Annotated in this window: 29 protein-coding genes; 16 read left to right on the top strand and 13 right to left on the bottom strand. The window is 74.0% G+C overall.

Annotated features, from left to right (window positions below; genetic code table 11):
- The first annotated feature begins 12 nt into the window (after window positions 1–12).
- Window positions 13–663 (top strand): maleylpyruvate isomerase N-terminal domain-containing protein, encoded by a 651-nt coding sequence (locus Vau01_RS42065; protein WP_204005572.1) that lies wholly within the window; start codon window positions 13–15, stop codon window positions 661–663.
- On the opposite strand, the gene pip is transcribed toward Vau01_RS42065, so the two are convergent.
- The gene (pip, locus tag Vau01_RS42060; RefSeq protein ID WP_204005570.1) at window positions 650–1,591 is read right to left on the bottom strand and encodes a prolyl aminopeptidase; all 942 of its coding nucleotides are present in this window, start codon (window positions 1,589–1,591) and stop codon (window positions 650–652) included. The two genes, Vau01_RS42065 and pip, sit on opposite strands and share 14 nt — an antisense overlap.
- 46 nt (window positions 1,592–1,637) lie before the next feature.
- Here pip and Vau01_RS42055 point away from each other — a divergent pair, with 46 nt between their 5' ends.
- The 5 genes from Vau01_RS42055 to Vau01_RS42035 all read left to right on the top strand — a co-directional run bounded on the left by Vau01_RS42055 (window position 1,638) and on the right by Vau01_RS42035 (window position 4,628).
- Window positions 1,638–2,117, top strand: a complete 480-nt coding sequence (locus Vau01_RS42055; protein ID WP_204005568.1) for a MarR family winged helix-turn-helix transcriptional regulator — start codon at window positions 1,638–1,640, stop codon at window positions 2,115–2,117.
- Between the two features lie 59 nt (window positions 2,118–2,176).
- Window positions 2,177–2,716, top strand: a complete 540-nt coding sequence (locus Vau01_RS42050) for a hypothetical protein (RefSeq protein ID WP_204005567.1) — start codon at window positions 2,177–2,179, stop codon at window positions 2,714–2,716.
- Between the two features lie 64 nt (window positions 2,717–2,780).
- Complete coding sequence (locus tag Vau01_RS42045) at window positions 2,781–3,020, top strand: SCO4848 family membrane protein (protein ID WP_204005566.1); 240 nt, start codon at window positions 2,781–2,783, stop codon at window positions 3,018–3,020.
- A gap of 10 nt (window positions 3,021–3,030) precedes the next feature.
- Window positions 3,031–3,873, top strand: coding sequence for a fumarylacetoacetate hydrolase family protein (locus tag Vau01_RS42040; RefSeq protein ID WP_204005565.1), 843 nt, complete (start codon window positions 3,031–3,033; stop codon window positions 3,871–3,873).
- Window positions 3,873–4,628 carry an SDR family NAD(P)-dependent oxidoreductase gene (locus Vau01_RS42035; protein ID WP_204005564.1) on the top strand — a complete coding sequence of 252 codons (756 nt, stop codon included), beginning with the start codon at window positions 3,873–3,875 and terminating at the stop codon, window positions 4,626–4,628. Before Vau01_RS42040 ends, Vau01_RS42035 begins: the two co-directional genes overlap by 1 nt.
- Window position 4,629: 1 nt before the next feature.
- Here Vau01_RS42035 and Vau01_RS42030 read toward each other — a convergent pair whose 3' ends face one another.
- The 6 genes from Vau01_RS42030 to Vau01_RS42005 form a co-directional block, all read right to left on the bottom strand.
- Window positions 4,630–5,841, bottom strand: coding sequence for an RNA polymerase sigma factor (locus Vau01_RS42030; protein WP_204005563.1), 1,212 nt, complete (start codon window positions 5,839–5,841; stop codon window positions 4,630–4,632).
- Window positions 5,841–6,173, bottom strand: a complete 333-nt coding sequence (locus tag Vau01_RS42025; protein WP_204005562.1) for a YciI family protein — start codon at window positions 6,171–6,173, stop codon at window positions 5,841–5,843. The genes Vau01_RS42030 and Vau01_RS42025 overlap by 1 nt, the downstream gene beginning before the upstream one ends.
- Before the next feature lie 71 nt (window positions 6,174–6,244).
- A complete protein-coding gene (locus Vau01_RS42020; protein ID WP_204005561.1) occupies window positions 6,245–7,363 on the bottom strand; it encodes a WD40 repeat domain-containing protein in 1,119 nt (372 codons plus the stop codon).
- Window positions 7,364–7,378: 15 nt separating this feature from the next.
- A complete protein-coding gene (gene mdlC / locus Vau01_RS42015) occupies window positions 7,379–8,971 on the bottom strand; it encodes a benzoylformate decarboxylase (RefSeq protein WP_204005559.1) in 1,593 nt (530 codons plus the stop codon).
- Window positions 8,968–10,827 carry a leucine--tRNA ligase gene (locus Vau01_RS42010; RefSeq protein ID WP_204005557.1) on the bottom strand — a complete coding sequence of 620 codons (1,860 nt, stop codon included), beginning with the start codon at window positions 10,825–10,827 and terminating at the stop codon, window positions 8,968–8,970. Before Vau01_RS42010 ends, mdlC begins: the two co-directional genes overlap by 4 nt.
- Before the next feature lie 139 nt (window positions 10,828–10,966).
- A complete protein-coding gene (locus Vau01_RS42005) occupies window positions 10,967–11,533 on the bottom strand; it encodes a TetR/AcrR family transcriptional regulator (RefSeq protein ID WP_204005556.1) in 567 nt (188 codons plus the stop codon).
- A gap of 86 nt (window positions 11,534–11,619) precedes the next feature.
- On the opposite strand from Vau01_RS42005, the gene Vau01_RS42000 reads away from it, so the two are divergent.
- The 6 genes from Vau01_RS42000 to Vau01_RS41975 all read left to right on the top strand — a co-directional run bounded on the left by Vau01_RS42000 (window position 11,620) and on the right by Vau01_RS41975 (window position 17,621).
- Entirely contained in the window at window positions 11,620–12,492 is an 873-nt protein-coding gene (locus Vau01_RS42000; RefSeq protein ID WP_204005554.1) for an SDR family oxidoreductase, read from the top strand.
- A gap of 11 nt (window positions 12,493–12,503) precedes the next feature.
- Window positions 12,504–13,628 (top strand): hypothetical protein, encoded by a 1,125-nt coding sequence (locus tag Vau01_RS41995; protein ID WP_204005552.1) that lies wholly within the window; start codon window positions 12,504–12,506, stop codon window positions 13,626–13,628.
- Window positions 13,629–13,720: 92 nt separating this feature from the next.
- Window positions 13,721–14,602 carry a hypothetical protein gene (locus Vau01_RS41990; protein ID WP_204005550.1) on the top strand — a complete coding sequence of 294 codons (882 nt, stop codon included), beginning with the start codon at window positions 13,721–13,723 and terminating at the stop codon, window positions 14,600–14,602.
- 46 nt (window positions 14,603–14,648) lie between these two features.
- Window positions 14,649–15,782, top strand: a complete 1,134-nt coding sequence (locus Vau01_RS41985) for an AAA family ATPase (RefSeq protein WP_204005549.1) — start codon at window positions 14,649–14,651, stop codon at window positions 15,780–15,782.
- Entirely contained in the window at window positions 15,779–16,987 is a 1,209-nt protein-coding gene (locus tag Vau01_RS41980) for a vWA domain-containing protein (protein WP_204005548.1), read from the top strand. The genes Vau01_RS41985 and Vau01_RS41980 overlap by 4 nt, the downstream gene beginning before the upstream one ends.
- Window positions 16,988–16,991: 4 nt before the next feature.
- Window positions 16,992–17,621, top strand: coding sequence for a hypothetical protein (locus Vau01_RS41975; protein ID WP_204005547.1), 630 nt, complete (start codon window positions 16,992–16,994; stop codon window positions 17,619–17,621).
- Between the two features lie 4 nt (window positions 17,622–17,625).
- Here the strand turns inward: Vau01_RS41975 and Vau01_RS41970 are convergent, their stop codons facing one another.
- Genes Vau01_RS41970 through Vau01_RS41955 form a run of 4 tightly spaced genes read right to left on the bottom strand, consistent with a single transcriptional unit; the run spans window position 17,626 to window position 21,281 of the window.
- Window positions 17,626–18,672 (bottom strand): Glu/Leu/Phe/Val family dehydrogenase, encoded by a 1,047-nt coding sequence (locus Vau01_RS41970; RefSeq protein ID WP_204005546.1) that lies wholly within the window; start codon window positions 18,670–18,672, stop codon window positions 17,626–17,628.
- Between the two features lie 16 nt (window positions 18,673–18,688).
- Window positions 18,689–19,774, bottom strand: coding sequence for a hypothetical protein (locus tag Vau01_RS41965; protein WP_204005545.1), 1,086 nt, complete (start codon window positions 19,772–19,774; stop codon window positions 18,689–18,691).
- A complete protein-coding gene (locus tag Vau01_RS41960) occupies window positions 19,774–20,118 on the bottom strand; it encodes a PadR family transcriptional regulator (RefSeq protein WP_204005691.1) in 345 nt (114 codons plus the stop codon). Before Vau01_RS41960 ends, Vau01_RS41965 begins: the two co-directional genes overlap by 1 nt.
- 11 nt (window positions 20,119–20,129) lie before the next feature.
- Entirely contained in the window at window positions 20,130–21,281 is a 1,152-nt protein-coding gene (locus Vau01_RS41955) for an ATP-binding protein (RefSeq protein WP_204005544.1), read from the bottom strand.
- Between the two features lie 61 nt (window positions 21,282–21,342).
- Between Vau01_RS41955 and Vau01_RS41950 the strand changes: the two genes are divergently transcribed.
- The 4 genes from Vau01_RS41950 to Vau01_RS41935 all read left to right on the top strand — a co-directional run bounded on the left by Vau01_RS41950 (window position 21,343) and on the right by Vau01_RS41935 (window position 25,337).
- On the top strand, window positions 21,343–21,870 hold the full coding sequence (locus Vau01_RS41950) for a TlpA family protein disulfide reductase (protein WP_204005543.1): 528 nt from the start codon (window positions 21,343–21,345) through the stop codon (window positions 21,868–21,870).
- Entirely contained in the window at window positions 21,870–23,693 is a 1,824-nt protein-coding gene (locus Vau01_RS41945; protein ID WP_204005542.1) for an ABC transporter ATP-binding protein, read from the top strand. Before Vau01_RS41950 ends, Vau01_RS41945 begins: the two co-directional genes overlap by 1 nt.
- Window positions 23,690–24,070 (top strand): S26 family signal peptidase, encoded by a 381-nt coding sequence (locus Vau01_RS41940; protein WP_239152286.1) that lies wholly within the window; start codon window positions 23,690–23,692, stop codon window positions 24,068–24,070. Before Vau01_RS41945 ends, Vau01_RS41940 begins: the two co-directional genes overlap by 4 nt.
- Window positions 24,071–24,323: 253 nt before the next feature.
- On the top strand, window positions 24,324–25,337 hold the full coding sequence (locus Vau01_RS41935) for an adenosine deaminase (RefSeq protein ID WP_373320382.1): 1,014 nt from the start codon (window positions 24,324–24,326) through the stop codon (window positions 25,335–25,337).
- Between the two features lie 3 nt (window positions 25,338–25,340).
- On the opposite strand, the gene Vau01_RS41930 is transcribed toward Vau01_RS41935, so the two are convergent.
- Both Vau01_RS41930 and Vau01_RS41925 read right to left on the bottom strand, forming a co-directional pair.
- The gene (locus tag Vau01_RS41930) at window positions 25,341–26,102 is read right to left on the bottom strand and encodes a FadR/GntR family transcriptional regulator (RefSeq protein WP_204005541.1); all 762 of its coding nucleotides are present in this window, start codon (window positions 26,100–26,102) and stop codon (window positions 25,341–25,343) included.
- Between the two features lie 81 nt (window positions 26,103–26,183).
- Window positions 26,184–26,819: an acVLRF1 family peptidyl-tRNA hydrolase gene (locus tag Vau01_RS41925; RefSeq protein WP_204005539.1), complete on the bottom strand. Its 636-nt coding sequence runs from the start codon at window positions 26,817–26,819 to the stop codon at window positions 26,184–26,186.
- Between the last annotated feature and the right edge of the window lie 117 nt (window positions 26,820–26,936).

The raw sequence follows: 26,936 nt of genomic DNA, 5'->3' as shown, positions 1-26,936 counted from the left end.
ACGCTGTCGACCATGGACCCGTTGATCTTCAATGCATTGGCGGACGAGGGTGCGGCGTTCACCGCGGGCGTGGCCGCACTGTCCACAGTGGACTGGTCTAGACCGACCCGGTGCGCGCCGTGGACCTGCGGCGATCTCGTGTCGCACGTGCGCACCGGGTTCGCCCGCGTTCCGGAGATGCTCGCCCTGCCGGCGCCCGGCGCCGCCGAGGTCGATGCCGCCGGCTACTTCCGGCCCGATCACCGGTTCGACCCCGAGGTGGACGCCGCGCGCGTCGCGGCCGCACAATCGGACGCCCTGGCCGGCCCCGCCGAGGCGGCCGCCGACCTGGCGACGGTGTGCCGGCAGACGCTGGCGGCCGCCTCCGGCGCTCCCGAAGGCCGGCTCGTGCGTACCCGCCACGGCGACGCCATGACGCTGCCCGATTTCCTGGTGACCCGCGTGGTCGAGGTGGCCGTGCACGGCCTCGACCTCGCCGACGCGGTCTCCGCCGGGTCCTGGCTCACCGGGCCGGCGGCGGCGGTCGTGTTCCGGTTGCTGTTCGGTCCACAGTGGACGGAGGTGGTCCGTACCACCGGCTGGGACCACGCCCGACTCCTGCGCGCGGCGACCGGCCGGTCCGCGGACGACGTCGCGCCGGTGCGTCCCCTTACGCTCGGCTGAACCGGTCGACGGCCGCGCGGATCGCGTCGCTCATGGCGGCGCTGCCGGTGTGGCCGGCGTCGTCGACGACCACCAGGTCGGCCGCGGGCCACACCTTCGTGAGCTGCCAGGCGGTGTCGAGCGGGGAGCTCAGGTCGAGGCGGCCGTGGATCAGGACCGCGGGAATGCCGGCCAGCTTGTGCGCCTCGCGCAGGATGATGTCGCCGTCGAGGAACACGTTGTTCGAGAAGTAGTGGGCGCAGATGCGCACCATCGTCAGGAGGTCGTCGAGCGGCTGGTCGCTGTAGCTGTCGGGCTTGCCGTTCGACTCGTGGCCGATCACCGCGTCCTCCCACGTGACCCAGGTGACGGCGGCCCGCCGGCGCACCTCGGGATCGGGGTCGGCCATCAGCGTCGCGTACCCGCGCAGGATGGCGGGCAGGTCGGTGCGATCGGCGGGCGGCACACCGTCCCGGAAGCTTTCCCACTCGGCCGGGAGGAACCTGCCGACGCCCTGGTACAGCCACTCGCCCTCGGCCGGGCGCGACGTGGTGACGCCGATCAGCACGATCTCCGAGACCCGGTGCGGGTACCGCTCCGCGTAGGCCAGGATCAGCGTGGACCCCCAGGAGCCGCCGAACAGCAGCCACGTCTCGATGCCGAGGTGTTCGCGCAGCCGCTCCATGTCGGCGATGAGGTGCGCGGTGGTGTTGGACCGCATGTCGGTGGCCGGGTCGAGCGCGCTCGGCCGGCTCTTCCCGCAGCCGCGCTGGTGGAAGTTGACCACGCGGTACCGCGCCGGGTCGAAGTACCGGCCGAGGCCGTCGGACGGGCTGCCGGGGCCGCCGTGCACGATCAGCGCCGGCTTGCCGTGCGGACTTCCGCCGGCCTCCCAGAAGACGAGGTTGCCGTCGCCGACGTCGAGCAGGCCCTGTGCGTCGGGTTCCATCGGGGCGCCTCCAGGTCGGATGTATAAGCGCTGTTATATTAGCACTGTGACATCTCGCCCCGGTCCCGAATTTCTGGGGACCCGCCTCCAGCACCTCCTCGACGTGTTCGACCGCGACCTCGGCTCGATCTACGCCGACCTCGGGCTCGCCCACATCCGTCCCCGGTACGTGGCCTACATCCGCACGATCGCCGCGACCGGGCCGCAGTCGATCCGCGACCTGGCGACGGCGATCGGCGTCACCCACTCGGCCGCGAGCCAGACCGTCGCCCAGATGGCCCGCCAGGACCTGGTGACGCTCACCCCCGGCAGCGACGCCCGGCACCGCATCGTCGCCCTGACCGCCGAGGCCGAACGCCTGCTCCCCACGCTCGACGCCGAGTGGACCGCCACCGCGACGGCCGCGACGGCACTGGAGGCCGAGCTGTCCATGCCGCTGAGCGCGCTCGTCGCCGAGGTGTTCGACGCGCTGGAGCGCCGCTCGATGCGCGACCGCATCACCGACACCGGCCTGCTCCCCGGCTGACCGGGACTCCGATCACGACCGTCTTCGATACGCTGGCCGCACCTACGGCCGGAGGACCGATGATCACGGATTACGTCCGCGACACCGCCGCGACGGCGGCGATCTTCGGCTTCTTCGCCGCGGCCTGGTTCGGCTGGGCACAGGACGACCCGCCGGCGGGATGGGGTCCGCTCCTCCTGACCGGGTCGATCGGGTCGATGGTCATTGCCGCCGTCGGTGGCCTCCTCACGTGGCGGCTCTGGTCGGAGACCACCGCCTTCGACGAGGACACCAGCAGGGCGTTCGGCATCGTCGTCGGCATCGAGTTCGGCCTGGCCGCGCTCGGCGCGGTGCTCCTCGCGGTGTTAAAACGGTCCGAGCTCATCCCGCCGTGGGTCGCGCTGATCGTCGGCCTGCACCTGTTCCCGGTCGCGGTGCTGCTCGAGTACCCGTTGGTGCACGTGGTGGCCGCGGCGGTCACCGTGATCGCGATCGCGGCGGTTCCGGTGGCGGGGCGGTGGTCGATCCCGGTCAGCGCCGCCACCGGCGCGCCGGCCGGCACCGTGCTCCTGGCCGCCGCGCTCGTTTCGCTGGTCGCGGCCGTGGCCAGGGCCGGCTGACGCGTTCGTCCCGGCAGCACCCTCGCAGCCGTAGCCGGTGGCCTCGGCGCATACGGTAGGGCACATGGTGCTGAGCCGTGGGTGGGCGTTCTTCCTGGTCGGCGTCGGGGTGTGGACGTGGGTGATCTGGCCCCGGTTCGGGCTGGCGATCTGGAACGACGACCGGGCCTGGTCGGGGGACACACCGACCTCGTTCCTGTGGGTGCACGCATTGCTGATCGGTGCGTCGCTCGTCATCGGGACGACCGTGGGGGTGCTCGGGGTCCGGGCCCTGCGGGCGCGACGGGTCCAAGATCGCAGGTAGGGTGCTCAACGTGAAGCTTGCACGTGTGGGTCTGCCGGGTGCCGAGCGTCCGGTCGCGGTCCTCGACGACGGCCGCCTGGTCGACCTGTCGTCCGTCACCGCCGACATCGATCCGGAGTTCGTCGCGGCGGTCGCCGCGGGGAACGGTCCCGCCCTCGGCGATCTGCCGGTCGTCGACGCGGGTGGCCGGTACGGTCCGCCGCTGAACCGTCCCGGAAAGATCGTCTGCATCGGCATGAACTATCACGAGCACGCCGCCGAGACCGGCCAGCCGACGCCGACCGAGCCGGTGCTGTTCATGAAGGCCCCCGACACGATCGTCGGGCCCGACGACACGGTGCTCGTCCCGCGCGACAGCACGAAGACCGACTGGGAGGTCGAGCTCGGTGTGGTGATCGGCCGCACCGCGCGCTACCTCGACTCGGTCGAGGAGGGGCTCGCGCACGTGGCCGGCTACGTGCTGTCGCACGACGTCAGCGAGCGGGAGTTCCAGCTCGAGCGCGGCGGCCAGTGGGACAAGGGCAAGAACTGCGAGACGTTCAACCCGCTCGGCCCGTGGCTGGTCACCGCCGACGAGGTGCCCGACCCGCAGGCGCTGGGCCTGCGGCTGTGGGTCAACGGCGAGCGGAAGCAGAACGGGTCCACCGCCGACATGGTGTTCGGCGTCGGCGAGATCGTGCGGTACCTCAGCCGGTTCATGACGCTGTACCCGGGCGACCTGATCAACACCGGTACGCCGTCCGGCGTCGCCCTCGGGCAGCCGGAGCCCAAGCCGTACCTGCGCGCCGGCGACGTGGTGGAACTGGAGATCGACGGCCTCGGCCGGCAGCGCCAGACGTTCGGAGCCGCTTGATGACCGGGGAATTCGACGGGCTGGCCGCGATCGTCACCGGTGGGGCGTCCGGTATCGGCCTGGCCACCGCGACGTTCCTCAGCGCGCGCGGTGCGCGGGTCGCCTGTCTCGACCTGAACATCGACGGCCTGCCCGAGCCGCTCATCGGGATCGTCGCCGACGTCACCGACGACGCGACCGTGCGCGCCGGCGTGGCCGAAGCCGTCGAGCGGCTCGGCCAGTTGGACATCCTGGTCAACAACGCCGGGATCGGAGCCGTCGGCACGGTCGAGGACAACTCCGACGAGGAGTGGCACCGGGTGCTCGACGTCAACGTGGTCGGCATGGCCCGGGTCAGCCGGGCGGCGCTGCCGCACCTGCGCCGGTCGGAGCACGCGGCGATCGTCAACACGTGCTCGATCGCGGCGCACACCGGCCTGCCCGACCGCGCCCTGTACAGCGCCAGCAAGGGCGCGGTGCAGTCGCTGACGGCGGCGATGGCGGCCGACCACGTGCGGGAGGGGATCCGGGTCTGCTGCGTGAACCCGGGAACCGCCGACACCCCGTGGATCCGGCGGCTGCTCGCGCAGGCCGACGACCCCGACGCGGAACTGGCCGCGCTCAACGCCCGCCAGCCGACCGGCCGCATGGTCTCGGCCGACGAGGTCGCCGCCGCGATCGGCTACCTGGCCAGCCCGCTCGCCAGCGCCACCACGGGCACCGTGCTGTCGGTCGACGGCGGAATGCACGGACTACGCCTGCGCCCGCAGAACTGAGTCAGAGGCCGGCGCGGCGGCGTTCGAGGTGCTCGCGTTCGGTTCCGGTGCGGACCAGGGCGAGCGCCTTGTCGAACTCGGCCGCCGCTTCGTCGCGACTGCCGATCCGGAGGAGGACCTCGGCCCGCGTCGCCGGCACGAGGTGATTGCGGGGCAGTGCGGCGTCGAGGCCGTCGAGGAGGGTCAGGGCCGCCTCGGGCGACCCGGCCTCGGTGACGGCCACCGCGCGGTTCAGCCGCACCACCGGTGAACCGGTGCGGCGTTCCAGGTCCGCGTAGAGCAGGGCGACGCGGTGCCAGTCCGGGCCGTCCGGGCGCACGTGTTCGGCGGCGATCAGGGCCTGCAGGTGGTACTCGCCCGTCGGCGCCCCGTTTCCGAGCGCGTCGAGCAGGCCGAGACCGCGGGCGATCTCGTCGTGGTGCCAGCGGACGCGGTCCTGGTCACCCAGGCGCACGAGCCGGCCGTGAGCGTCGGTGCGGGCGTCCCGCCGCGCGTTCTGCAGGATCATCAGCGCGAGCAACGCGACGGTCTCGCCGTGCGCCGGCAGCAGCTCACCGAGCAGGTAGCCGAGGCGGATCGCCTCCGCGGCCAGCCGCGGCCGGTGCAGATCGGTACCGGTGGTTGCCCGGTACCCCTCGCTGAACAGCAGGTACACCACGGCCAGCAGCACGTCGAGGCGGGCCGGCAGGTCGGCGGCGGTCGGCTGGCGAAGCGGGATGCCGGCCTGCGCGATCTTGGTCTTGGCGCGGGTCAGGCGGGCGGCCATGGTCGGCTCCTGCACCAGGAACAGGCGGGCGATCTCGGCGGTCGTCAGGCCGGCGCCGAACCGCAGCATCAGCGCCGCCCGGGCGTCGGCCGGCAGCGCGGGGTGGCAGCAGGCGAAGAGCAGGCGCAGGCGCTCGTCGGTGATGCCGTCGGGATCCTCCAGTTCCATCGACGGTTCCACCGGGACCTCGTCGGTGACGAGCAGCGGCAGCCGGCGGCGGTCGGAGTCCTCGCGGCGCAGCAGGTCGAGGGCGCGGCGGCGGGCGGCCGTCATCAGCCAGCCGGCCGGGTTCGCCGGGACGCCCTGGTCCGGCCAGGTGCGGGCGGCGGCGACGTACGCGTCCTGGAGGCTCTCCTCGGCGAGGTCGAAGCGCCGCAGCCGGGTGACGAGGAGGGCGAGCAGGCGTGCCCAGTGCTCCCGGTACGCCTGCTCCACCGCGTCGGTCATCAGGCGATCGGCCGGATCTCGATCGTCGCCTCCGGCAGCACGCGGACCCAGGCGGTCACCTCGTCGAGGTCGGCCGCCTCCACGAGGTACAGGCCGCCCAGCACCTCGGCGGTCTCCGCGAACGGCCCGTCGGTGACGCTCACCCCGTCTCCCTGCTTGCGCACCGTCGTGGCCGAGGCCACCGACGCGAGCTCGCGCCCCGCGCGCATCGTGCCCCGCTCGGCGACCAGCGCGGCGAACCGCTTGTGCCGCGCGTCGAGGTCCCGCAGCTCCTCCTCGGTGCGGGCCGCCCACGCCTTCTCGTCGCCGTAGATCAGCACTGCGTACTCCATGACGTCATCCTTCCTCGGTACCGATGGTCGGGGTCATGACGCACGGCCCGACCCGGATTCGACAAACCGGCTCAGGAATTTATGTGCCAGAGGTGGACGCTGCCGTCGGCGTCGAGCGAGGCGACCCGGTCGGTGCCCGGCTGCCAGGCCAGGCCGTAGCCGCCGGCGCCGGGCTGCCCGTGCCCCCGGTAGCCGCCGACGTAGCGGCCCTGCGTGCCGGTGACCTCCCAGATGCCGACCGGACCCTGCTGGAAGCCGATCACGACGCGCTTCCCGTCGGGCGAGAACCGCATCGCGGTGACGGTGGAGGCGCCGGCCGGCAGGTCGAACGGCGGCCCGAACGTGACGAGGTCGGGGTTGTAGACGCGGATCAGGTCCCGGACGTCGGGTGGTGCCGCTCCCCCGCTGGGTCCGGGAGCGCCCTGCGCGGGCCGGGCCGCGACGACCACCCGACCGTCGGGCGCCACGGCGACCGACCGCCACACCCGCACGGCCGCGTCGGTGAGCGTCGCCGTCGGCGGGCCGGACGGGACCGGGTTGCGGGTCACGCCGCTGACGCCGGCCGCGTAGTACGAGGCGCCGTCGGGTGCCCACGCGATCTCGTAGAGCACCTCGACCTTGGTGCCGGCGACCGGCGTACCCGGTGCGCCGGCCGAGACGTCGACGACCATGGGGGTGTTGCCGGTCGAGACGGCGAGCAGCTTCCCGGTCGGCGACCAGCGCACCACGCCGTGCCGCTCGACGCCCTTCAACTGCAGCGATCGGGTGGGCGCGCCGTCGGCGCTCCAGAACTGGAGGACGCTGTCGGTGCCGACGGTCACGAAACGGCTACCGTCGGGCGCCCAGGAGACCGAGTTCGCCATCGACGTCCCGTGTGCCTTTGCCGCGACCACCGCGGCGCCGCCACCGGCCGGGAACAGCGCGATCTGGCCCGGCCCGGTGACCGCGAGCAGGTCACCCGTCGGGTTCCAGTCGAGCCCCCCGGGCGCGCCCGGACTCGGCAGCCGGAACTGGGCGACCCGTTCGGCGTCCGGGCCGGCCGGCGCGGCGGGGACGACCTGCCCCGCGGCGGACGCGGACGGCGCGGGGCTGGCACCGGCAGCGGGTTCCTCGTCGTCGCCGCAGGCCGCGCCGGACGCGGCGACGAGCCCGGCGGCACCGGCGAGCAGGAGGGAACGGCGGCTCAGCATCAGGCCGATCCTCCCCTATCCCGGCGGGCGGACATAGCCGGGTGCCTCGTCGTCGGCCACCGGAACCTCCACGAGCACCGGGCCGTCGGCCGCGAGCGCGGCGCGCAGCACCGGTTCCAGGTCGGCCGCGCCGGTGACGCGGTGCCCGGGGCAGCCGAGCCCGCGCGCCACCCCGACGAAGTCGATGCCCTCGAGCTCCGTACCCGGCGGGTCCTTGACGTCGAGCCGCTCGCCCAACTGCCGCACGGCCGCGTAGCCGTGGTTGTTCAACACGACAAACGTCACCGGGACGCGGTGCCGTGCGGCCGTCCACAGCGCCTGCACCGAGTACATCGTCGACCCGTCACCGAGCAGGCACACCACGCGCTCACCGCCCGATGCGAGCGCCCGCCCGACGGCCACCGGAAGCCCCCAGCCCAGCGACCCGCTGCCCGTCGTGACGAACCCGCCGGGACGGGTGACCGGCAGCCGCCGGTGCAGCACCTCCCGGTGGCTGGGCGCCTCCTCGACCAGCACGGCGCCTGGCGGCATGAGCCGGCGCAGAGTGTCGACGACGAACGCCGCGCGCACCGGGTCCTCCGCACGTGCCGGCTCCGGGCGCGCCCGGACCGGCGGGTCCGGCCGGTCGCGCTCCGCGACCAGGTCGAGCAGGACCGCCAGGCCGGCCTTCACCGTGGTGAGAATGCTCGTGCCGACCGGTGCCCACGCCGCGTCGGACGGGTCGCAGTCGAGCTGGAACAGGCGGGTGCCGTCGGGGAGGAACGGCCCGCCGGCGTGGACGTGGTACCGGAACACCGGCGCGCCCAGCGCCACGACGACGTCGTGGTTCTGCAGGGCCGTCGCGAGTTGGTCGCGCACGGGCGGCAGGAAGCCCTGGAACAGCCGGTGGTCCTCGGGGAACCCGGACCGGCCCGACATCGGTCCGATCCACACCGCCGCGCGGGTCCGCTCGGCGAGGGCGACGGCGAGGTCCTGCGCGCCCTCCTGGTCGACGCCGGCGCCGATCACCAGCGCCGGCGCCTCCGCCCGGTCGAGCGCGTCGGCCACCGCGCGCAGGCCGGCCGGATCGCCGACGAAGTCGGCGTGCACGGCGCGGACCGGAACCGGCTCGGCCGGCGCGTCCCAGTCGTCCTCGGGCACCGACAGGAACACCGGGCCGCGCGGCGGCGTCATCGCGACCCGGTACGCCTCGGCCAGCGCGGCCGGCACGTCCTCGGCCCGGCTCGGCTGGGCGCTCCACTTGACGTACGGGCGGGGAAAGGCGGCCGGCTCGTCGGCGGCGAGGAACGGGCGCGTCGGCAGCATCCCGCGGGTCTGCTGGCCGGCGAGGATCAGCAGCGGCACCCGGTCGCGGTACGCGGTGAAGACCGATCCGAGCGCGTGCCCGACGCCGCCGGCCGAGTGCAGGCTCACGAACGCCGCGCGGCCGGTGCCGATCGCGTAGCCGGCGGCGGTGGCGACCACCACCGACTCCTGCAGCCCGAGGACGTAGGTGAGGTCGTCCGGCCAGTCCCGCAGCATCCGTAGCTCGGTGGAGCCGGGGTTGCCGAAGATGGCGTCGACCCCGACGCTCCGCAGGAACCCGATCACCGCTTCGCGCACCGTCACGTCACTATGTTGACCACCTTCGGCGCCTTCACCACAACCCTGCGTACCGCGGCGCCGTCGATCGCCTGCCGCACCCGCTCCGACCGCAGGGCCAGGACGCGCAGGTCGGCGTCGGTGATGCCGGGTGGCACCGACAGCCGGTCCCGGACCCTGCCGTCGACCTGCACCACGCACGTCACCGCCTCCTCGGTCAGCAGGGCGGGGTCGGCGTCGGGCCAGCCGGCGGCCAGCACCGGGGGCGGGTGACCCAGCCGGGCCCAGCACTCCTCGGCGGTGAACGGCGCGACGCAGGCCAGCATCCGCAGCAGCGCCTCGACCCCGTCGCGATCGGGGATGTCGGCCCGTGCCAGCAGCGTGGTCAGCTCCATCAGGCGGGCGATCGCGACGTTCAGCCGGGTGCGCTCCATCAGCCCGGTGACGTCGGCGATCAGCCGGTGCACCGCGCGTCTCGTGGTCTCGTCGCTCGTGGCGGCCGGGCCCACCGATTCCACGGATTCCACGGATTCCACCAGGCGCTCGACGCGGGCCAGCCACTTCACCGCGGCGGCCGGCGCCACGTCGGCCCAGTCGATGTCGTCCTCCGGCGCCCCGGCGAACAGCATCGTGACGCGCACCGCGTCGGGGCCGTGGCGGTCCAGCTGGTCGCCCAGGTTCACCACGTTGCCCAGGGTCTTGCTCATCGCCTTGCCGTTCATGGTGACCTGGCCCGGGGTGGTCAGCCGGCGGAACGGTTCGGTGAACGGCAGCAGGCCCAGGTCGTGCAGTACCTTCGTCATGAACCGCGCGTACAGCAGATGCGCGGTCGCGTGCCCGCGGCCGCCGACGTAGTGGTCCACCGGCAGCCACCGGTCGATGCCGGCCGGGTTCGCCGGTCCGTCCACATAGGACGGATCGGGGTAGCGCAGGAAGTACCACGACGAGTCGACGAACGTGTCCATGGTGTCGGTGTCGCGGCGGGCGTCACCGGCGCACGCGGGGCAGCTCACGTGGACCCAGTGCTCCGCGCTCGCCAGCGGCGACCGGCCGTCGGGCGGTCGCAGGTCGTACCCCTCGTCCGGCAGGCGCACCGGCAGCGCTTCATCGGGGACGGGCACCTCGCCGCATCGTCCACAATGGATGATCGGGATCGGGGTGCCCCAGTACCGTTGCCGCGACACCAGCCAGTCCCGCAGCCGGTAGGTCCCGGTGTCCTCGGCGTAGCCGATCCAGTTGCGCTGCATGGCCAGGACCTCGGCGGGCCAGCCGGCTTCCAGTTGGGTCATGTCGTCCAGCAGCCGGCGGGCGTACGCGGTGATGCGGAAGAACCACTGGGTCAGGCTGCGCTGCGTCACCTCGGCACCGCACCGTTCGCAGTGACCCCGCACCACCTGTTCGTTGGCCAGGACGGTGCGGTCGACCGGGCACCAGTTGACCGGCGCCTCCGCGCGGTAGGCCAGCCCCCGCTCGTACATCCGCAGGAACAGCCACTGGTTCCAGCGGTAGTACTCCGGGTCCGACGTGTGCAGCCGGGTCCGCGGGTCGACCGAGATCCCCAGCCGCCGGAAGCCCTCCGCCTGGGTGTCGATGTTGGCGTAGGTCCACGCGCGGGCGTCCAGGCCACGGCGTACCGCGGCGTTCTCGGCCGGCAGCCCGAACGAGTCCCAGCCGATCGGGTGCAGCACGTTCGCGCCGCGCAGCCGGGCGTACCGCGCGATGGCGTCGCCGATCGGGTAGACCTCCCCGTGTCCCATGTGCAGGTCGCCGGACGGGTACGGGTACATGCTCACGACGTAACGGCGCTCGCGGGGATCGTCGGCGCCGCCGGCCTCGTGCGTCCCGTGCTCGTCCCAGTAGCGCGTCCAGCTGTCGAAATCCATGGCTCCCCCTCGTTTCTGGGTACAAAAAAGCCCCTCTTCGCGCTTCGCGGGAGGGGCCGGCCGTGCGGATCAGGAGATCAGCACGGCCCGCGGAGAAGGAGGGTTCCGAAGGAGGTCATGACCGGAGGGTACCGCCGCGTCACCGGGTTGTCGCCACGGTTTTCAGGCGCTCCAGCGACCGGCGCATCGCCGCCGCGAGGTCGCCGTCGCCCGGCCCGGCGACCCAGCGCTCGAACGCGACCCGCATCACCACGATCCCGGCCTGGGCGGCGAGGCTCGCGTCGGGCTCGCCGACGCCGCGCCCGCGCAGGCCGTCGGCGAGGGCGTCGGCGAGCGTCGCCAGCTTGATCAGCTCGCGCTCGCGCAGTTCGGCGTTGGCCTCGATCACCCCCTGGCGCCGGCTGGAGAACGCGTGGTTCTGGCCGAGGATCTCCGCGGCGGCGTCCAGGGCCGCCGCGACGGCCTCCATCGGTGACGCGGTGAGCGGCGCCGCCGCCAGCGCGCCGACGAGCCGTTCCGTCAGCGCCGACGAGTTCGCGAACAGCACCTCGCGCTTGTCGGCGAAGTGCCGGAAGAACGTGCGCGCGGTGAGCCCGGCCCGCTGGGCGATCTCGGCCACGGTGGTCTGTTCGTACCCGCGCTCGACGTAGAGGTCCAGCGCCGCCTCGCGGAGCCGGCCACCCGCGTCTGGCTCCCAGCGACCCACGCCACAATCCTAGGCCATGTCACAGCGTGACATCACCTGGTACGGTGATGTCATCAAGTGACATCATCTCTTCACGGGAGCGTGCCATGCGCATCTTCGTCACCGGGGCGTCGGGCTGGATCGGGTCCGCCGTCGTCCCCGAACTCCAGCGGGCCGGCCACAAGGTCCTCGGCTTCGCCCGGTCCGACGCCGCCGCCGCCCGCGTCGCCGGCCTCGGTGCCGACGTGCACCACGGCGACCTGGCCGACCTCGACGCCCTGCGGGCCGGCGCGGCCGCCACCGACGGCGTCGTGCACCTCGGTTACAACCACGACTTCTCGAACATGGCGGGCGCGGCGCAGACCGACCGGACCGCGATCGACGCGTTCGGCGAGGTGCTCGCGGGCACCGACCGCCCCCTCGTCGTCGCCGCCGGCACGGTGGGCCTGGCCCGCGGGCGGGTCGCCACCGAGGCCGACGTGCCCGACCTCGCCATCCACCCGCGCGGCGCCAACGCGCTGGCCGCGCTGGCCCTGGCCGACCGGGGCGTGCGCGCGTCGGTGGTCCGGTTCGCGCCGACCGTCCACGGCGCCGGCGACCACGGCTTCGTCGCGACGCTCGTCGGCATCGCCCGCGACACGGGCGTCTCCGCGTACGTCGGCGTGGGCGCCAACCGCTGGCCGGCGGTGCACCGGTCGGACGCCGCCGTGCTCGTGCGGCACGCGGTCGAGAGCGCGCCGCCCGGCACGGTGCTGCACGCGACGGCCGAGGACGGCGTCCCCACCCGGGAGATCGCGGAGGCGATCGGCCGCGGCCTGAACCTGCCGGTGGCCCCCGCGCCGGCCGACCACTTCGGGTGGCTCGGCATGTTCTTCGCGGCCGACGTCCCGGCGTCGAGCGCGATCACCCGGGCGGCCTTCGATTGGACGCCCACCGGGCCGGGCCTGATCGCCGACCTCGACGCCGGTCACTACTTCTAGACTTCCCGTCGATGGGATGGTTGCACTGGGTGGCACCGGTGGCCGGCGTCGTGTTCCTCGGCTACCTGTGGCTGCTGCTCGACGGTGTGATGCGCGATCCCGACCGCCGCCGGCCCCCGCTCGACGGTCCGGCGCTGTGCCTGCTGGCGTCCGGGCTCTACGTGACGCTGGCCGACCCGCCGGGCACCGTCCTGCCGATCGTCGACCGGGTGCTGTTCGGGCTGCTGGTGCTGGGTTCGGTGGTCGCGGCGCTCGCGTGGTTCCGCGTCGTCACGCTGCCCCGCCTGCGCTGGCGGCCACCCGGACCGTGGACGGTGCTGCTGTTCGGGCTGCCCGAGCTCGTCACGCCCGTGCGGTGGATCGTGGCGGGGTGGCGCCGCACGGCACCGCTGCGGTGGTGCATGAGCCACCCGTACACGGAGCAGGAATTCCGCCGGCTGGGCTACCGCGGGCCGCGGGTGATCGCGACGGTGGCCCGCTGGTTCAGCCCGGACCAGGTGCGGCGCCTCGGCTGGACGGCGACCGCCGTGGCGGCGGCCACGGAGCAGATGGCGTTCGTCTCCCGTCAAGGTTGGGATGCGGAGGCGTTCGTCGACGCGGTGCGGGCCAGCGGCCGGGACCACGCCGATCAGCTCGGCAACTGGGGCGACCTGTACCGCCTCGGCCGCCACGACCCGGCCGAGTACCTGCGCTACCTCGCCGCCGGCGCCGACATCGCCCTGGCGCTCCGCTACGCGCTCGGCCCGGACCGCGTCCCGTACGAGGTGGTCCTGGCGTTGACGCGGCGCGGGGTCGCGAAGCCGTGGCCGCACCTGTACTCGTTGCAGCGGGAGTACCGGACCCACCGCACGTGCTACCGGGGCGGCTGGGCGGACATCGTCGCGTGGGTCGAGTACGACGAGACCCGGCCGTTCACGCGGGCGCTGGCCGCCCGGTTCACGGCCTGGGACGACGACACGTATTTCCGCCGCTGGCGGGAGTGGGCACCCGTCGGCGAGCGGGCGCCGCACCCGGAGCCCGCGCTGTGGGCGGCGGCCGGCTTCACCGTCGACGAGGCGCTGGCCGTGCTCGACACCGGTGCGGAGCCCGACGCCGAGGCCCTGCGCGGGCTGGCCGCGCTCCGCCGCACCGCCTGACCGGGGCGCACTCCTTCGCTGCATATACGACGCTCGATCGGCGCGCGGGGCGGGGGGCCCGGCGGTGGCTGGGGTGGGGCTAACTTGGCGGGGTGGCGTGGCAGTGGCTGACCGCCCTCGCGGGGTTGGTGCTGCTCGGCGTCCTCTGGTGGGTGTTCGTCAGCGGGGGGCGGTGGTCGCGGCCGCTGTTGTGGTGCCTGCTCCGGCCGCGCGCGTACCGGGGGCTGCGGCGGGCGGGCGTCCGCGGGGTGCGGGGGGTCAGCCTGGTCGGGCAGTGGTTCACCCCGGCGCAGGTCCGGCGGCTCGGCTGGCCGGGTGCCACCCTGCAGTTGCTGGTCGGGGGCTCGGGCCGGCGGAGCGCCGTGGGCTTCGACACCTCCGGCTGGGACGCGGACGCGTTCATCGACGCGGTGCACGCCGGCGGGCGCCGGTGGAGCGACTACACGGCGTCGACGACCTGGTTGAGCCTGTTCCGGCTCGGCGTCGAGGACGCGGACGAGTTCGTCCGGTACGCGAGGGCGCGTGAGCCCCGGGTCGACATCGACGTGGCGCTCCGGTACGGGCTCGCCGAGCAGCGGATCCCCTACGACGTGTTCCCGACGATGCTCCGCGGGCTGGAACGGGGCGGCGCGAAGGAGCCGGCGCTGATGCGTCGGCTGCTCGACGAGCTCGCCCTGGCCGGGCGCCGCGACCACGACGGCTACCAGGGTGGCTGGGCGGGCCTCGCCGCCTGGGTGGACCTCGACGGGGAGGCGTACGTCCGGGCGCTGCGGCGGTCGGCCTGGGAACCCGACGAGGTGTTCGAGCGCTGGCTGTCGTGGCGGGAGGTCGGCGAGCGGGCGCCGGACCTGCAGCCGGCGCTGTGGCACGCGGCCGGGTTCGGCGTCGAGGAGGCGATGGAGATGCTGGACGCCGGCGAGCCGCCCGACGTCGACACGCTCGCCGGGCTCGCGGCCCTGAGGCGCGACGGCTGACACCCACCGACACGCGGCGTGACGGGTTTCGATACCCTAGGCGATCATGGACCGGTACGAGGCAAGCTGCGCCGCGCTCGGCATCTGCCTGGCCGCCAACGTTCCCGTGGTGCTGTGGGGGCCGCCCGGCCAGGGCAAGACCAGCGTCATCGAGCAGCTCGCGGCCGACCTCGGCCTGCACCTCGAGACGGTGATCGCGTCGATCCGGGAGCCGAGCGACTTCGCCGGGCTGCCCGTGGTGGACGCGGGCGCCGGCACCGTGACGCTCGCCCCGCCGCGGTGGGCCCGCGAGCTCGCCGCCGCCGAGCGCGGCGTCATCTTCTTCGACGAGATGTCGACCGCGCCGCCCGCGGTGCAGTCGGCGATGCTGCGGGTGGCGGTCGACCGGATCGTCGGCGACCTGCCGTTGCCACCGGCCACCCGGGTGGTCGCGGCGGCCAACCCGCCCGGTGTCGCCACCGACGGCTGGGATCTCACCCCGCCGCTCGCCAACCGGTTCTGCCACCTCGACTGGTCGCTGCCCGCGACGACGCTACGCGACGGATTTACGTACGGCTGGCCGCGGGTGCCCGTCCCCCATTCAGACCTTGCGCCCGACGGGCCGCAACCCGCGCCCGGGCCCGGAGTTGCCGACGCCATGCGGCTCGTCGGGATTTTCCTGGGGACGCGGCCGGAGTTGGTGACGCGGCTGCCCGACAGCGCCAGCGCGGCCGGTTTCGCGTTCCCGACGCCGCGGTCGTGGGAGATGGCCGCCCGCCTGTATGCCGCCGCCACGTGGGCCGACGCGCCCGGACAGGTACGCACGATGCTGGTGGGCGGATGCGTCGGCGGGCCCGCCGCAGGCGAGTTCCTCACCTATGTGTCCACATTGGACCTTCCCGATCCGGAGGAGCTGCTCGCCGATCCGGACTCCGTGCGGATCGCCGGGCGACGCAGCGACATCGTGCACGCGGTCGCGTCGTCGGTGTGGGCGGTGACCGACGCGCGGAACACCCCGGAGCGATGGAACGCCTGCGGGCGCGTGCTCGCGCGCATCGCCGACGCGGGCCACGCCGACATCGCGTTCGCCACCGCGCGGTACTGGGCCCGGTCGCGCCCGCACGGCACGCTGCCCGACGTGGCGGCGATGCGGTCGCTGGCACCGATTCTCCGCGAGTTGGGCCGCCTGGCGGAGGCATGACGGACGAGGCGTTGCGCATGGCCGCGGCCCGGGCGCGGGCGGCGGAGCTGATGCCGTACCTCGCGACGGCGTTGTTCGCCTGCACGCCGGTCCGCAGCGAGCGGGTGCCGACGATCGCGGTCGACGAGCGGTGGCGGTTCTACTGGAACCCGGCGTGGTGCGGGCGGCTGTCGGTGCCGGAACTGGCCGGCGGGTGGCTGCACGAGGTGGGACACCTGCTGCGCGAGCACCTCGACCGCTTCACCGAGTTGGGCGAGCCGTCGGCGAAGGCGCCGCTGTTCAACGTCGCCGGTGACGCGGTCATCAACGCCGACCTCGTCGAGCACGGCGTCACGCTGCCGCCCGGCGCCGTCCACATCGGACAGATCCCCGGCGCCGAGCGGACCATGGGCGCCGAGCAGATCTACCGGCTGCTGTCCGAACCACCGGCGACTCCTCAAGCAGCTGGTCTGTCGCCGAGTGAGGCGACTGGGGACTGCGGATCGGGGGTGACGCCGGGCCGGCGGCCGTGGGACCTCGGACCGGCGGGCGCGACCGAGGCGGAACGCGGTCTCGACGCCGACCGCGCCGACCAGATCCGGCGGCAGGTCGCCGGCGAGATCCGCGCCCTCGGCACCGCACCGGCCGGGCTCCGCCGCTGGGCCGAGGAGATCCTGGAGTCCCGCGTCGACTGGCGGGCCGAGTTGAACGCCGTGGTGCGGCGCAAGGCCGCCGAGGTGGCCGGCGTCCGCGACTACACGTACTCCCGGCCGTCGCGGCGCACCGTGCCCGGCGTGATCCTGCCCGCGATGCGCCAGCCCCGGCCGCCGGTCGTGTACGCGATCGTCGACACGTCCGGGTCGATGGACCGGCAGCGGCTCACCCGTTGCCTGTCCGAGATCGACGGCATCGTCCAGCGCACCGGCCGGCTCCGCACGCCGGTACAGGTCGTCTCGTGCGACACGGTCACCGGCGACCTCCACCCCGTGCGGTCGGTGGACGACGTCGTGCTCACCGGCGGCGGCGGCACCGACCTGCGGCCGGCGGTCGCGACGGTGGCCCGCGCCCGTCCCCGGGCGGATCTGGTGGTGGTGCTCACCGACGGCGACACGCCGTGGGCGCCGGTGCCGCCGCGCGAGAACCGGACCGCCCGCTACGTCGCGGTGCTCGTCGCGGGTGACCGCCTCACGGTTCCGGGCTGGTTCACGAAGATCGTCGTACCGTGACGGCATGACTGAGCACGGTGTGGCCCTGGTGGAGCTGGTGATCGGATCGGTGCGGGCCGACCCGGGCCGGCTGCTCCACCCGTACAACACGTGGGACGGCCCGTGGGTGGCCGGCGAGCCTTCCCCGGTCACCCCGCCGGACGCGTTCCCGAGCGGGCGTCCGCTGTCGCCGGCCCTGCGCCGGTGGCTGGAGTTCGACGCCGGCTTGCTGCGCCGCTTCGGGTGGTTCGACGACGGGGGCCGGCTCACCCCGCGTCCGCTGGCGGAGATCGCGGCCGACGCGTTCGGACCGATCGGGAAGACGTACGACAGCCCGGCCCTCGCGGAGCGGTTCGCCGAGTGTTTCCTGCTGCCCGGCGGCAGCGACTCGCGGCGCGTCCTCGCCACCGGCCCGGCCGACGCGCTGGGCGAGTACCCGGTGTTCGCGCTCGACGTCGACGACCTGCCGTGCGTCGAGTTGATGTACCCGGGGCTCGACGTGTACCTCGCCGAGACGGCCGGGGTGATCGAGGTCGACCGGGCCGGCAAGAGCTACTCGGCGCTGAAGGAGGACGCCCGCTACGCGCAGCGGATGCGGGAGCACGCCCGGGGGTTCCTCAACGGCGAGTACCACGAGGACTTCACCGCGTGGTGAGTGGTCACACGCGACCGGGGCGGGCGCGCCGGATCCGTTCGTGCGCAACGGATTCGGCGGCGGTGCCGGGCAGGATGCCACGCTCGCGGGCCAGGGTGAGGACCTCCGCGGTCGTCTCGTAGATCTTCTCGAGCCGCGCGGGGACGTCGTCGGGCGGGAGCTTGCGGTACTCGTGGAACCCCGTGGTGACGCCGCCGGCGCTCGCGACGAAGTCGGGGACCCAGAGGATGTCGCGGTCGGCCAGTGCCCGCGCCGCCGCCGGGGTGGCGAGCTGGTTGTTGGCCGCGCCGCACACCACCGCGGCCCGGATCGTCGGCACCGACGCGGTGCTCAGGCCGGCGCCGAGCGCGCACGGCGCGTAGACGTCGACGGCGGCGTCGATCACGCGGTCGGCGAGCACCACGGCCGGCAGGTCGCGCCGCACCCGGTCGCGCGCGGGTCCGGAGACGTCGGACGCGACGACGGTCGCACCGGCGTCGAGCAGCAGCCGGCTCAGGTGGTAGCCGACCTTGCCCAGCCCTTCGACGCCGACCGTGCGCCCGTCGAGGTCGGGTGTGCCCCAGCGCGCCGCGGCGCCGGCCCGCAGGGCGTGGAACGTGCCGAGCGCGGTCATCGGTCCGCTGTCGCCGAAACCGCCGGTGGCTCCCGTGACGTGGCTCGTCGTCCGGCTGATCACGTCGAGGTCCTCGGCGCTCGTCCCGACGTCGCCGGCGGTGACGTAGCGGCCGCCGAGGCCCTGCACGACGCGGCCGAACGCCTCCAGCAGCGCCTCCGTCTTGGCGGTCGACGGGTCGCCGATGATGACGGTCTTCGCGCCGCCGCACGGGAGCCCGGCCACCGCGGTCTTGTAGGTCATGCCGCGCGACAGGCGCAGGACGTCGGTGAGCGCGGCGGCCTCGGTCGGGTACGGATGGAACCGGGTGCCGCCGAACGCCGGGCCGAGGCTGGTGTCGTGGATGGCGACGATCGCGCGCAGCCCGGTGTCGGGATCGCGGACGAAGGTCACCTGCTCGTGCGGAAACTCCGGGAAGCGGTCGAGGACGTCGTTCATGGAACGCGATTGTGCGTCACACGGCGGTCAAGCGGCGATCGGGGAGCGGGTCGGCACGGGTCAGGGCGAGCACGAGGGAGGCCAGGACGCCGATCGAGAGGATCGCCAGCCCGTACTGCTGGAGCGGCAGCCCCAGCAGGAACGAGGCCGCCTCGCCGGTGCCGGCGCCGGAGATCAGATCGTACGCGGTGACCATGGCGACCTGCGCGCTGATCAGGGCCGTCATGATCAGCGCGGGCAGCGCGGTGACCAGCATCGCGGTCCGGCGGCCCGGGCCGTGCCGCCGGTACCGCCGCAGCGCGAACGCGGCCAGCCACCAGCCGAGCAGCGCTCCCGCCGCGGCGCCGGCCGCCGCGGCGGGCAGGGTGGCCGGTGGGAGGTCGTGGTGGACGACGAACGCGACCGCGGGGCTCTCGGGCTGGGTGGTGCCGCGCCCCTCGAAGCGCAGCGTCAGGTCGCCCTTGGTGGCCCAGAACAACCGCATGTCGTAGTAGGTGCGCACCGGTGTGACCCGCCAGCCGGCCGCGGCGAGGCGGTCGTGGGCCTGGCCCGCGATCGTCACCATGTCGGCGTGCGCCATCGCGAGCGGCAGGTAGACGCGGTTCGCGGCCGGGTTCGTGGTGCGCGGACGGTCGGCGGTCCACTCCGGCATCAGGTCGTCGCGGACGTACGGGCCGCGGAACACCACCATGTCGTCCGACGGATTGCCCAAGCAGTGCCAGTCGCAGTTCCGCTGCCGCGCGGGCAGGTACCGGCCGGCGTCGGGGACGGCGACGGTCGCGGCGGCGACCACCTCCCCGGTGGTGGGCAGGCTGGTGCCCCGCTGCCAGCCGGCCATGGCGCCGGACCAGGCACCGATCCCCGCCACCGCCATCGCGGCGAGGCAAGCGACCACGACGTACCCGGGGTGGTTCGGCACGCTGAGCCGGCAGCGCAGGCCGCGGACGACGAGGTTCAGCGCGTCCCGGAACGCGGGCCGGCGCCGGCCGGGTTCCGCGGCGTCGAGCAGCGTCGTGAGCATCTCGGTGCCGCGCGCCCGCCGGTAGTCACGCGGGTACGCCCAGAGCAGTCGGCGGTAGGCGCGGGCCAGTCGCGTCTCCATCACGCGGTCCCCAGCGCGGGCCCGGCGGTGCCCTTGTTGCCGGCCGTCCGGATCCGGGCGGCCGCGAGGTCGGCGTTGGTCCGCAACCGTTCCACCTCCGCCCCCAGCGCGCCGACGCCGTGCCGCGTCAGGCGGTAGTACCGACGCAGCCGCCCGTCGACGGCCTCCTCCCGGTCGACCACGAGCAGACCGTCGGCGGCCAACCGGTCGAGCGCGGCGTAGAGCGTGCCGGCCCGGAGCGTGATCCGCCCGTCGGACAGGTCGGCGACCGCCCGCATGACGCCGTACCCGTGCCGGGGCTCCTCGGCGAGCGCCGTGAGGATGAAGAACGTCGGTTCCTGCATGGCCATGAGGCTCAATGTACCGATCGTCGGCATATACCGCCACCCGGCCATGCCTCCTCGACCAGGGTGGCCACCTCGGCGACGTCGCGGGCGTCGGTGTCGACCGCCACGTCGCCCAGCGCGGACGCGTCCAGGGTCCCGGCGGTGCGGACGATGTCGGCGGCCCGCCCGCGCAGTTCGGCCTCCGGACGGCCGCGGAGATCGTCACCCATGATGCCGGGGCCTCCGCCGCGGCCGCGGAGCATGACGCGCTCCGTCAGCGTCGCGGCGTCGGCGCGCAGGCGGCACACGATCCAGTCGGCGGCGGGGATCGCGGCGCGGTAGCGGGCGAGGGCCGCCCGGTCGGTGACGTTCCCGGTGACGATCAGGTGGCTCGCGCCGGCGGCCCGGTGCCCGGCCCAGACGCGCCCCAGGTTGTGCGCCGTGAGGGTGCCGTCGGGTGGCGCCGGGCGACAGAACCCGATCTGGGCGAGGTCGACGTACGCGACCGGCACGTCGGCGCCGATCTTCCGGAGGTACACCTCGAACCCGACGGTCGACTTGCCGACGGCGGGTGGGCCGCACAGGAACAGCACCGACCCACCGGCGGCGGCCGGCAGCTCAACGGCCGGCAGCTCAACGGCCGGCAGTTCAGCGGGCGGCGCATCGGCGAGCGGCGCAGGGGCGGGCGGGGGCCAGCCGGTGGCCCGGACCTTGGCGACCACCTCGGGCACCGCCAGGCCACTGGTGTCGACGACCAGGTCGGCGAAGTCGGTCCGGTCGAGGTCCCGCCCGTTCCGGACGCTCTCCTCCAGCAGGTTCAGCAGCCATCCGCGGCGTTCGAACCTGGCCCGCAGCTGGTCGGTGTCGGCCCGCAGGCGGCACACCGTCACGTCGGCTCCGGGCAGGCGGGCGACGTGGCTGGCGACCCCAGCCGCGTCGTCGACCAGGCCGCTGATCACCAGCTGCCGGGTACCCGCGGCGCGGAAGCCGGCGTGGACGCCGCCCAGGTTGCGCGCCTTCAGGCGGTGGTTGCCCGGATCGTCGGCGGGCGCCGGGTGGCACAGGCCGAGCTGGTCGAGGTCGACATAGGCCGCGTGCGGGCCCAGCTGCTCGAACAGCGCATACCCGACGGAGGACTTGCCCACCCCGGACGGGCCGCACAGCCACAGGATCTCGACCATCCACGCGACGGTAGCGGCACGCTAAGGTGAGCGTCGATACGATTACGGGGGAAGGAATCCCATGATCTACCTGGCTGTCGGCGTCGTCATCGCCGTCGTCCTGACGTTGTTGAACCTCGTGCTCATGTTCGGCGTGATCCGCCGGCTGCGGGAGTTGCAGAGCCGTGTCGACGCCGCTCCGTCGGTGCTGCCCGACGCCGGCCTGCCGGCGGGGTCGCCCGCGCCGGAACTGACCGCCACGACCGTGTCCGGCGCGGAGGTGTCGTCGGTGGACCCCGCGCGGCCGACGCTGATCGGGTTCTTCTCGCCCGGCTGCGCGCCGTGTGCCGACCGCATTCCGGAGTTCGTGGATTATGCGGGGACGGGCGTGGCGAAGGTCGCGGTGGTCGTCACCGATCTGCCGGCGGAGGGCGACGACTACGTGCGCCGGCTGTCGGCCGTCGACGTGACCGTGCAGCCCGGGCAGGAGGCGTGGGTGCAGGGGTTCGCCGTCACCAGCTACCCCACGCTCTGCCTGGTCAGTTCCGACGGCGTGGTGCTCGGCAGCGGCAACACGTTCGGCGACCTGCCCACGCTGTCGACCGTCTAGTGCCCGCTCCGGAGAGTGTCCCGGTACGCCGGCTGCCGGGACACCTGTGGGCCGCCGCCCGGCTCGCCGCCGGCGCGGCACCCGGCGTGCTGGTGACGTACGGCGTGCTCGCGATCGTCGCCGGCGTCTGCCCGGCGCTCGCCGCGGCGCTGCTGAGCGCCACCATCGACGCGCTCACGTCGGGCCGGCCGGCACTGCCGACCGCGTCGGGGCTGGTCGCCGTCGGGCTGGTCGTCGGGCTGGTGCCGGGTACGCGCAACTACCTGCACGGGCGGCTCATCCGGGCGGTGGGCCTGCGGGCGATGGACCGCCTCTACGCGGCGATGGAGCGGATCACCGGCCTCGGCGTCCTGGAGACGCCCGCGTTCCGCGACCGGCTGCAGATGGCCCAGCAGTCCGGCCGGTCGGGGCCGGGCCAGCTCGTCGACGACGGGCTCGGCTCGGTCGAGGCGGTCGTGTCGCTGACGGCGTTCCTCGGCGCGCTCCTGACGCTGAACCCGGTGCTGGCCGCGCTTGCCGTCGCCGCCGCCGTTCCCGCCGTGGCGGCGCAGGCCCGCCTGAACCGCCGGCGGGCCGGGATGCTGTGGCGGGTCAGCGCCCGGGCCCGGCGGGAGATGCACTACGCCGACCTGCTGACCAGCCTGTCGGCCGCGAAGGAACTGCGGATGCTCGGGCTCGGCGGGCTGTTCCGGGGCCGGATGCGCACGGAGATGACCGCGGTCAACGACGAGCACACCGCGCAGGACGGTCGTGAGCTGCGCGTCCGCTCCGTCCTGACCATGCTGACGGCGGCGGTCGCCGGTGTCGGGCTGCTGTGGGCGGTGACGCAGGCGTCGCACGGGCGGCTGTCGATCGGCGACATCACGCTGCTCGTCGCCGCGCTCGCCGGCGTGCAGTCGGCGCTGGGCGGGCTGGTGGAGCGGTTCATGTCGGCGCACGAGAACGCGTTGCTGTTCGACCACTACCGGGCGCTGGTGATGGCGTCGCCCGACCTGCCGCTCGGCGACGGCGCGGCCGAGCCGTTGCGCGCGGGGCTCGTCCTGCACGACGTCTGGTTCCGGTACGGGCCGGACAAGCCGTGGGTGCTGCGCGGGGTCGACCTGAGGATCCCGCACGGACAGGCGATCGCGATCGTCGGGCTCAACGGCGCCGGCAAGAGCACGCTGATCAAACTGCTGTGCCGGTTCTACGACCCGACCCGCGGGCGGATCACGTGGGACGGCGTCGACATCCGCGACGTCGAGGTGGCGGCGCTGCGCGACCGGATCGGCGCGGTGTTCCAGGACTACATGACCTACGAACTGTCGGCCGCCGAGAACGTCGGCGTCGGCGACGTGGCCCATCTCGGCGACGTCGCCCGGGTCGAGGACGCGGCGCGGCGCGCCGGTGTGCACGACGTGCTCGCCGCGCTGCCGAAGGGCTACGACACGTTGCTGACCAACGCCTGGTACGACGAGGCCGACCGCGACGACCCGACCACCGGCGTCGTGCTCTCCGGCGGGCAGTGGCAGCGGGTCGCGCTGGCCCGCGCGTTCCTCCGCGACGACCGGGACCTGCTGATCCTCGACGAGCCGACCGCGGGCCTGGATCCGGAGGCCGAGTACGAACTCCACCACCGGCTCAAGCGCCACCGGGCCGGCCGCACGAGCGTCCTCGTCTCCCATCGCCTGAACACCATCCGCGACGCGGACCGGATCGTCGTGCTGGCCGACGGCGTGGTGGTCGAGGAGGGGACGCACGCCGAACTGCTGCGGCACGACGGCGGGTACGCCCGCCTGTTCCGCATGCAGGCCGACGGCTACCAGCCGGTGCCGACGCCGTGATCCGCCTGCTGGGCGACCTGCTGCGCCGCCGTCTCCTGCTGGTGACGGTGGAGGGCACGTCGATGACGCCGACCTACTCCCCCGGCGACCGCCTGCTCGTGCGTCGGGTGGCGTTCGAGACGCTGCGCCGCGGCGACGCGGTGGTGCTGCGGTCGCCCGGTCCCGAGTTCCCGGGTGAGCCGCGGTACCTGGTGAAGCGGGCCGCCGCCCTGCCGGGTGATCCGGTGCCGGCCGGTGTTCCGGCCCCGGACCCGGTGGTGCCCGACGGACGGCTGGCCGTGCTGGGCGACAACACGGGCGGAAGCGCCGACTCGCGTCACATGGGGTTGTTGTCCTCCGCCGCGGTGGTGGGCGTGGTGCTCCGCCGGATGACGTGACGGGCGGCACGTGCGTGTGGTGATTGCGGGGTCCGGAGGCGGGCTGTTAGCGTCTCCGGCAATTATTCGCGCCGAGGACGGCGCAATGCAGGCGAGAGGCGCTGCGACGGAACCTGGCCGCTCGGCCACGGTGCCGCCACGCTCGCCCTGCATGGGGTTCCTTCGGGAACCGTGAAGGGCGCCTCCCCCGAAACCGGAAGGGGCCGGTGGCCGGTTGCCGTACGCCCCTTCCATCTCGCGAAGGGAGATCAGCATGATCGAGAGCTTCATCCGCGACCTGCCCAAGGTCGAGCTGCACGTCCACCACATCGGTTCCGCGCTGCCCGCCACCGTGGCGCGCCTGGCCGCCCGGCACGCCGGCTCCACCACCGTGCCGACCGACCCGGAACGCCTCGCGGAGTACTTCACGTTCCGCGACTTCGCGCACTTCATCGAGGTGTACCTGACGGTCGTCGACCTGGTGCGCGATCCGGAGGACGTCGAGACGCTCACGTACGACATCGCCACCGAACTGGCCCGGCAGCAGGTGCGCTACGCCGAGCTCACGTTGACGCCGTACTCGTCGATCCGGCGCGGGATGGCCGCCGAGGCGTTCTGCGAGGCCGTCGAGGACGCCCGCGCGCGGGCCGCCCGCGAGCTCGGCATCGAGCTGCGCTGGTGCTTCGACATCCCGGGCGAGGCCGGCATCCCGGCCGCCGACGTCACGCTCGACGTGGCGCTGCGGCTGCGTCCCGACGGGTTGGTGAGCTTCGGGCTCGGCGGCCCGGAGATCGGGGTGCCGCGGCCGCAGTTCGCCGACCACTTCGCCAAGGCCCGGGCGGCCGGGCTACGGAGCGTGCCGCACGCCGGCGAGTCCACCGGTCCGCAGACCGTATGGGACGCGCTGGAGCACCTCGGCGCCGAACGCATCGGCCACGGGATCGCGTCGGCCCGGGACGAGCGGCTGATGGCGCACCTGCGCGACCACGACATCCCGCTGGAGGTGTGCCCGACGTCGAACGTGTGCACGCGGTCGGCGCCGTCGCTGGCGGAGCACCCGCTGCCCACCCTGGTGGCCGCCGGGGTGCCGGTCGTCATCAACTCCGACGACCCGCCGATGTTCTCCACGACGCTGAACGACGAGTACGCCGTGGCCGCCACGCTGCTGGGCCTCGACCGGGCCGGTGTCGCGGAACTGGCCCGGCAGGGCGTGCGCTACTCGTTCCTCGGCGACGCCGGCAAGGCGGCGCTCCTGGCCGAGATCGACGCGTACGCCGCCGCCGCGTAGCGGTCAGCCCGCGAGCTTCGCCCAGGCGGCGCGGGAGTCGGCCAGGTGCTCGGCCATCGCCGCCTCGGCGCCGTCCGGGTCGCCGGCGGCGATGCGGTCGAGGATCAGGGCGTGCGCCCGCAGCGAACGGGCGGGCCGGCCCGGCGAGCCGAGCGTCCGGCGCCGGATGTCCAGCAGCGCCGGCTCGATCGAGTCGATGATGACCACGAACAGCGGGTTGCCGGTGGCGACGGCGATCTCGCGGTGGAACGCCACGTCGAGCACGGCCGCCCGCTCCACGTCGGCCTTCGCCGCCTTCAGCTGCTTGTGCAGGTCGCGCAGGCGGTCGAGGTCGGCGGGCCGCGCGGCGCTGGCGGTGGTGCCGGCGCTGGTGCCGGCGGCGGCGCGGGCGGCGGCGAGGCGGGCGGCGCGCGCCTCGAGCATCTCCCGCACGTCGTTGATCTGTTCGTCGCCGTCGGGGCCGCCGCGGGAACCCTGCACGAACAGCCGCAGCGTCTGGCTCGCCGTGTCGGGCCCGACGCGGGCGACGATCGCGCCGCTGCCCGACCGCACGTCGAGCACGCCCTTGGCGGCCAACGACCGCACCGCCTCGCGGACGACCGTGCGGGAGACGCCGAACCGCACCCCCAGATCACGCTCGGACGGCAGCCGGTCGCCCGGTTTGAGCGCGTTGCTCGTGATCAGCTGGAGCACGCTCTCGGTGACGCGGTCGGACAGGGTCGGCGCGCGCTCCAGCACGGGGTACCGGACGTCCTCGGTGGTCACGGGCGGGGCCTCCTTGGCATGTGGTATCCACCATGCCGCCGCGCAGCCCGTTGAAGTATTTCAATACGGAGGTACGACGTCCTACGGAACGAGGTGGATGCGGACCTTGCGGGCCGCCACCGCCGCGTCCCGCAGTACCTCCAGGCGCGGTTCCGGCGTGTCGAGCAGGTGCGGATGGCGCAGTTCGACCAGTGGTGCCAGCCGCCGGTCGGCCAGCACCGCGTCGACCATCGCCCGGTCGCCGCCGCACACCAGCGCCCGGAGTTCAGGCACGTGCGGCAGGAGCACCCGCGCCACCACGTCGGCGGCCTTCTGCGCGGCGTGGTCGGCCTGGTTGTCGCGCCGCCGGGCGTAACGCTGCTGCGACCAGCCGCCCGCCGCGGTGCGCCCCTGCACGTAGAAGCGTTCCACCTTGGACGTGCTCACGTCCGTCCCCTCGACGACCCCCACGGCGAGCGCGCCCTTGCGCGCGAGCACCAACCCGATGCGCGGCGGCCGCGCGATCGCCGCGAGCAGCGCGTCGAGGTCGGCCGGCGCGCCGAGCCCCGGCGGCGGATGCAGGGTGGCGGTGTCGCCGTCGCTGGTGCCGGTGAGGGTGAGCCCGTCTTCGGTGGCGCCGTCGTGCCGCCCGTAGAACCCGTCGAGCCACCCCCGGAGCCGCTCCGGCGAGATCTCCACCCACCGACCCCCGCCGGCAGCCGGCCGTGCCTTCACCACCGCGTACCCCTCCAGTCTTGAGGAGACTCCATAAGCCCGTTTGTGGGACCCTCACAAAGGTCGACCACGTTCTTCGTCATGGTGCCACCCGACACCTCCCACCACGATGGGCGACGA

The organism is Virgisporangium aurantiacum, assembly GCF_016863635.1.
Lineage (GTDB): Bacteria > Actinomycetota > Actinomycetes > Mycobacteriales > Micromonosporaceae > Virgisporangium > Virgisporangium aurantiacum.
This window is presented reverse-complemented; position numbering and strand designations above follow the sequence as displayed.

Excerpts from the sequence above, each read along its gene's own strand:
- Vau01_RS42025 (WP_204005562.1), bottom strand. The coding sequence starts at position 6,173 with ATGGAGTACGCAGTGCTGATCTACGGCGACGAGAAGGCGTGGGCGGCC.
- Vau01_RS41975 (WP_204005547.1), top strand. The coding sequence starts at position 16,992 with ATGACTGAGCACGGTGTGGCCCTGGTGGAGCTGGTGATCGGATCGGTG.
- Vau01_RS41955 (WP_204005544.1), bottom strand. The coding sequence starts at position 21,281 with ATGGTCGAGATCCTGTGGCTGTGCGGCCCGTCCGGGGTGGGCAAGTCC.
- Vau01_RS41970 (WP_204005546.1), bottom strand. The coding sequence starts at position 18,672 with ATGAACGACGTCCTCGACCGCTTCCCGGAGTTTCCGCACGAGCAGGTG.
- Vau01_RS42045 (WP_204005566.1), top strand. The coding sequence starts at position 2,781 with ATGGTGCTGAGCCGTGGGTGGGCGTTCTTCCTGGTCGGCGTCGGGGTG.
- Vau01_RS41950 (WP_204005543.1), top strand. The coding sequence starts at position 21,343 with ATGATCTACCTGGCTGTCGGCGTCGTCATCGCCGTCGTCCTGACGTTG.
- Vau01_RS42065 (WP_204005572.1), top strand. The coding sequence starts at position 13 with ATGGACCCGTTGATCTTCAATGCATTGGCGGACGAGGGTGCGGCGTTC.
- Vau01_RS41935 (WP_373320382.1), top strand. The coding sequence starts at position 24,324 with ATGATCGAGAGCTTCATCCGCGACCTGCCCAAGGTCGAGCTGCACGTC.
- Vau01_RS42030 (WP_204005563.1), bottom strand. The coding sequence starts at position 5,841 with ATGACCGACGCGGTGGAGCAGGCGTACCGGGAGCACTGGGCACGCCTG.
- Vau01_RS42000 (WP_204005554.1), top strand. The coding sequence starts at position 11,620 with ATGCGCATCTTCGTCACCGGGGCGTCGGGCTGGATCGGGTCCGCCGTC.
- Vau01_RS41960 (WP_204005691.1), bottom strand. The coding sequence starts at position 20,118 with ATGCAGGAACCGACGTTCTTCATCCTCACGGCGCTCGCCGAGGAGCCC.
- Vau01_RS42035 (WP_204005564.1), top strand. The coding sequence starts at position 3,873 with ATGACCGGGGAATTCGACGGGCTGGCCGCGATCGTCACCGGTGGGGCG.
- Vau01_RS42020 (WP_204005561.1), bottom strand. The coding sequence starts at position 7,363 with ATGCTGAGCCGCCGTTCCCTCCTGCTCGCCGGTGCCGCCGGGCTCGTC.
- pip (WP_204005570.1), bottom strand. The coding sequence starts at position 1,591 with ATGGAACCCGACGCACAGGGCCTGCTCGACGTCGGCGACGGCAACCTC.
- Vau01_RS41965 (WP_204005545.1), bottom strand. The coding sequence starts at position 19,774 with ATGGAGACGCGACTGGCCCGCGCCTACCGCCGACTGCTCTGGGCGTAC.
- Vau01_RS41985 (WP_204005549.1), top strand. The coding sequence starts at position 14,649 with ATGGACCGGTACGAGGCAAGCTGCGCCGCGCTCGGCATCTGCCTGGCC.
- Vau01_RS41980 (WP_204005548.1), top strand. The coding sequence starts at position 15,779 with ATGACGGACGAGGCGTTGCGCATGGCCGCGGCCCGGGCGCGGGCGGCG.
- Vau01_RS41995 (WP_204005552.1), top strand. The coding sequence starts at position 12,504 with ATGGGATGGTTGCACTGGGTGGCACCGGTGGCCGGCGTCGTGTTCCTC.
- Vau01_RS42010 (WP_204005557.1), bottom strand. The coding sequence starts at position 10,827 with ATGGATTTCGACAGCTGGACGCGCTACTGGGACGAGCACGGGACGCAC.
- Vau01_RS42050 (WP_204005567.1), top strand. The coding sequence starts at position 2,177 with ATGATCACGGATTACGTCCGCGACACCGCCGCGACGGCGGCGATCTTC.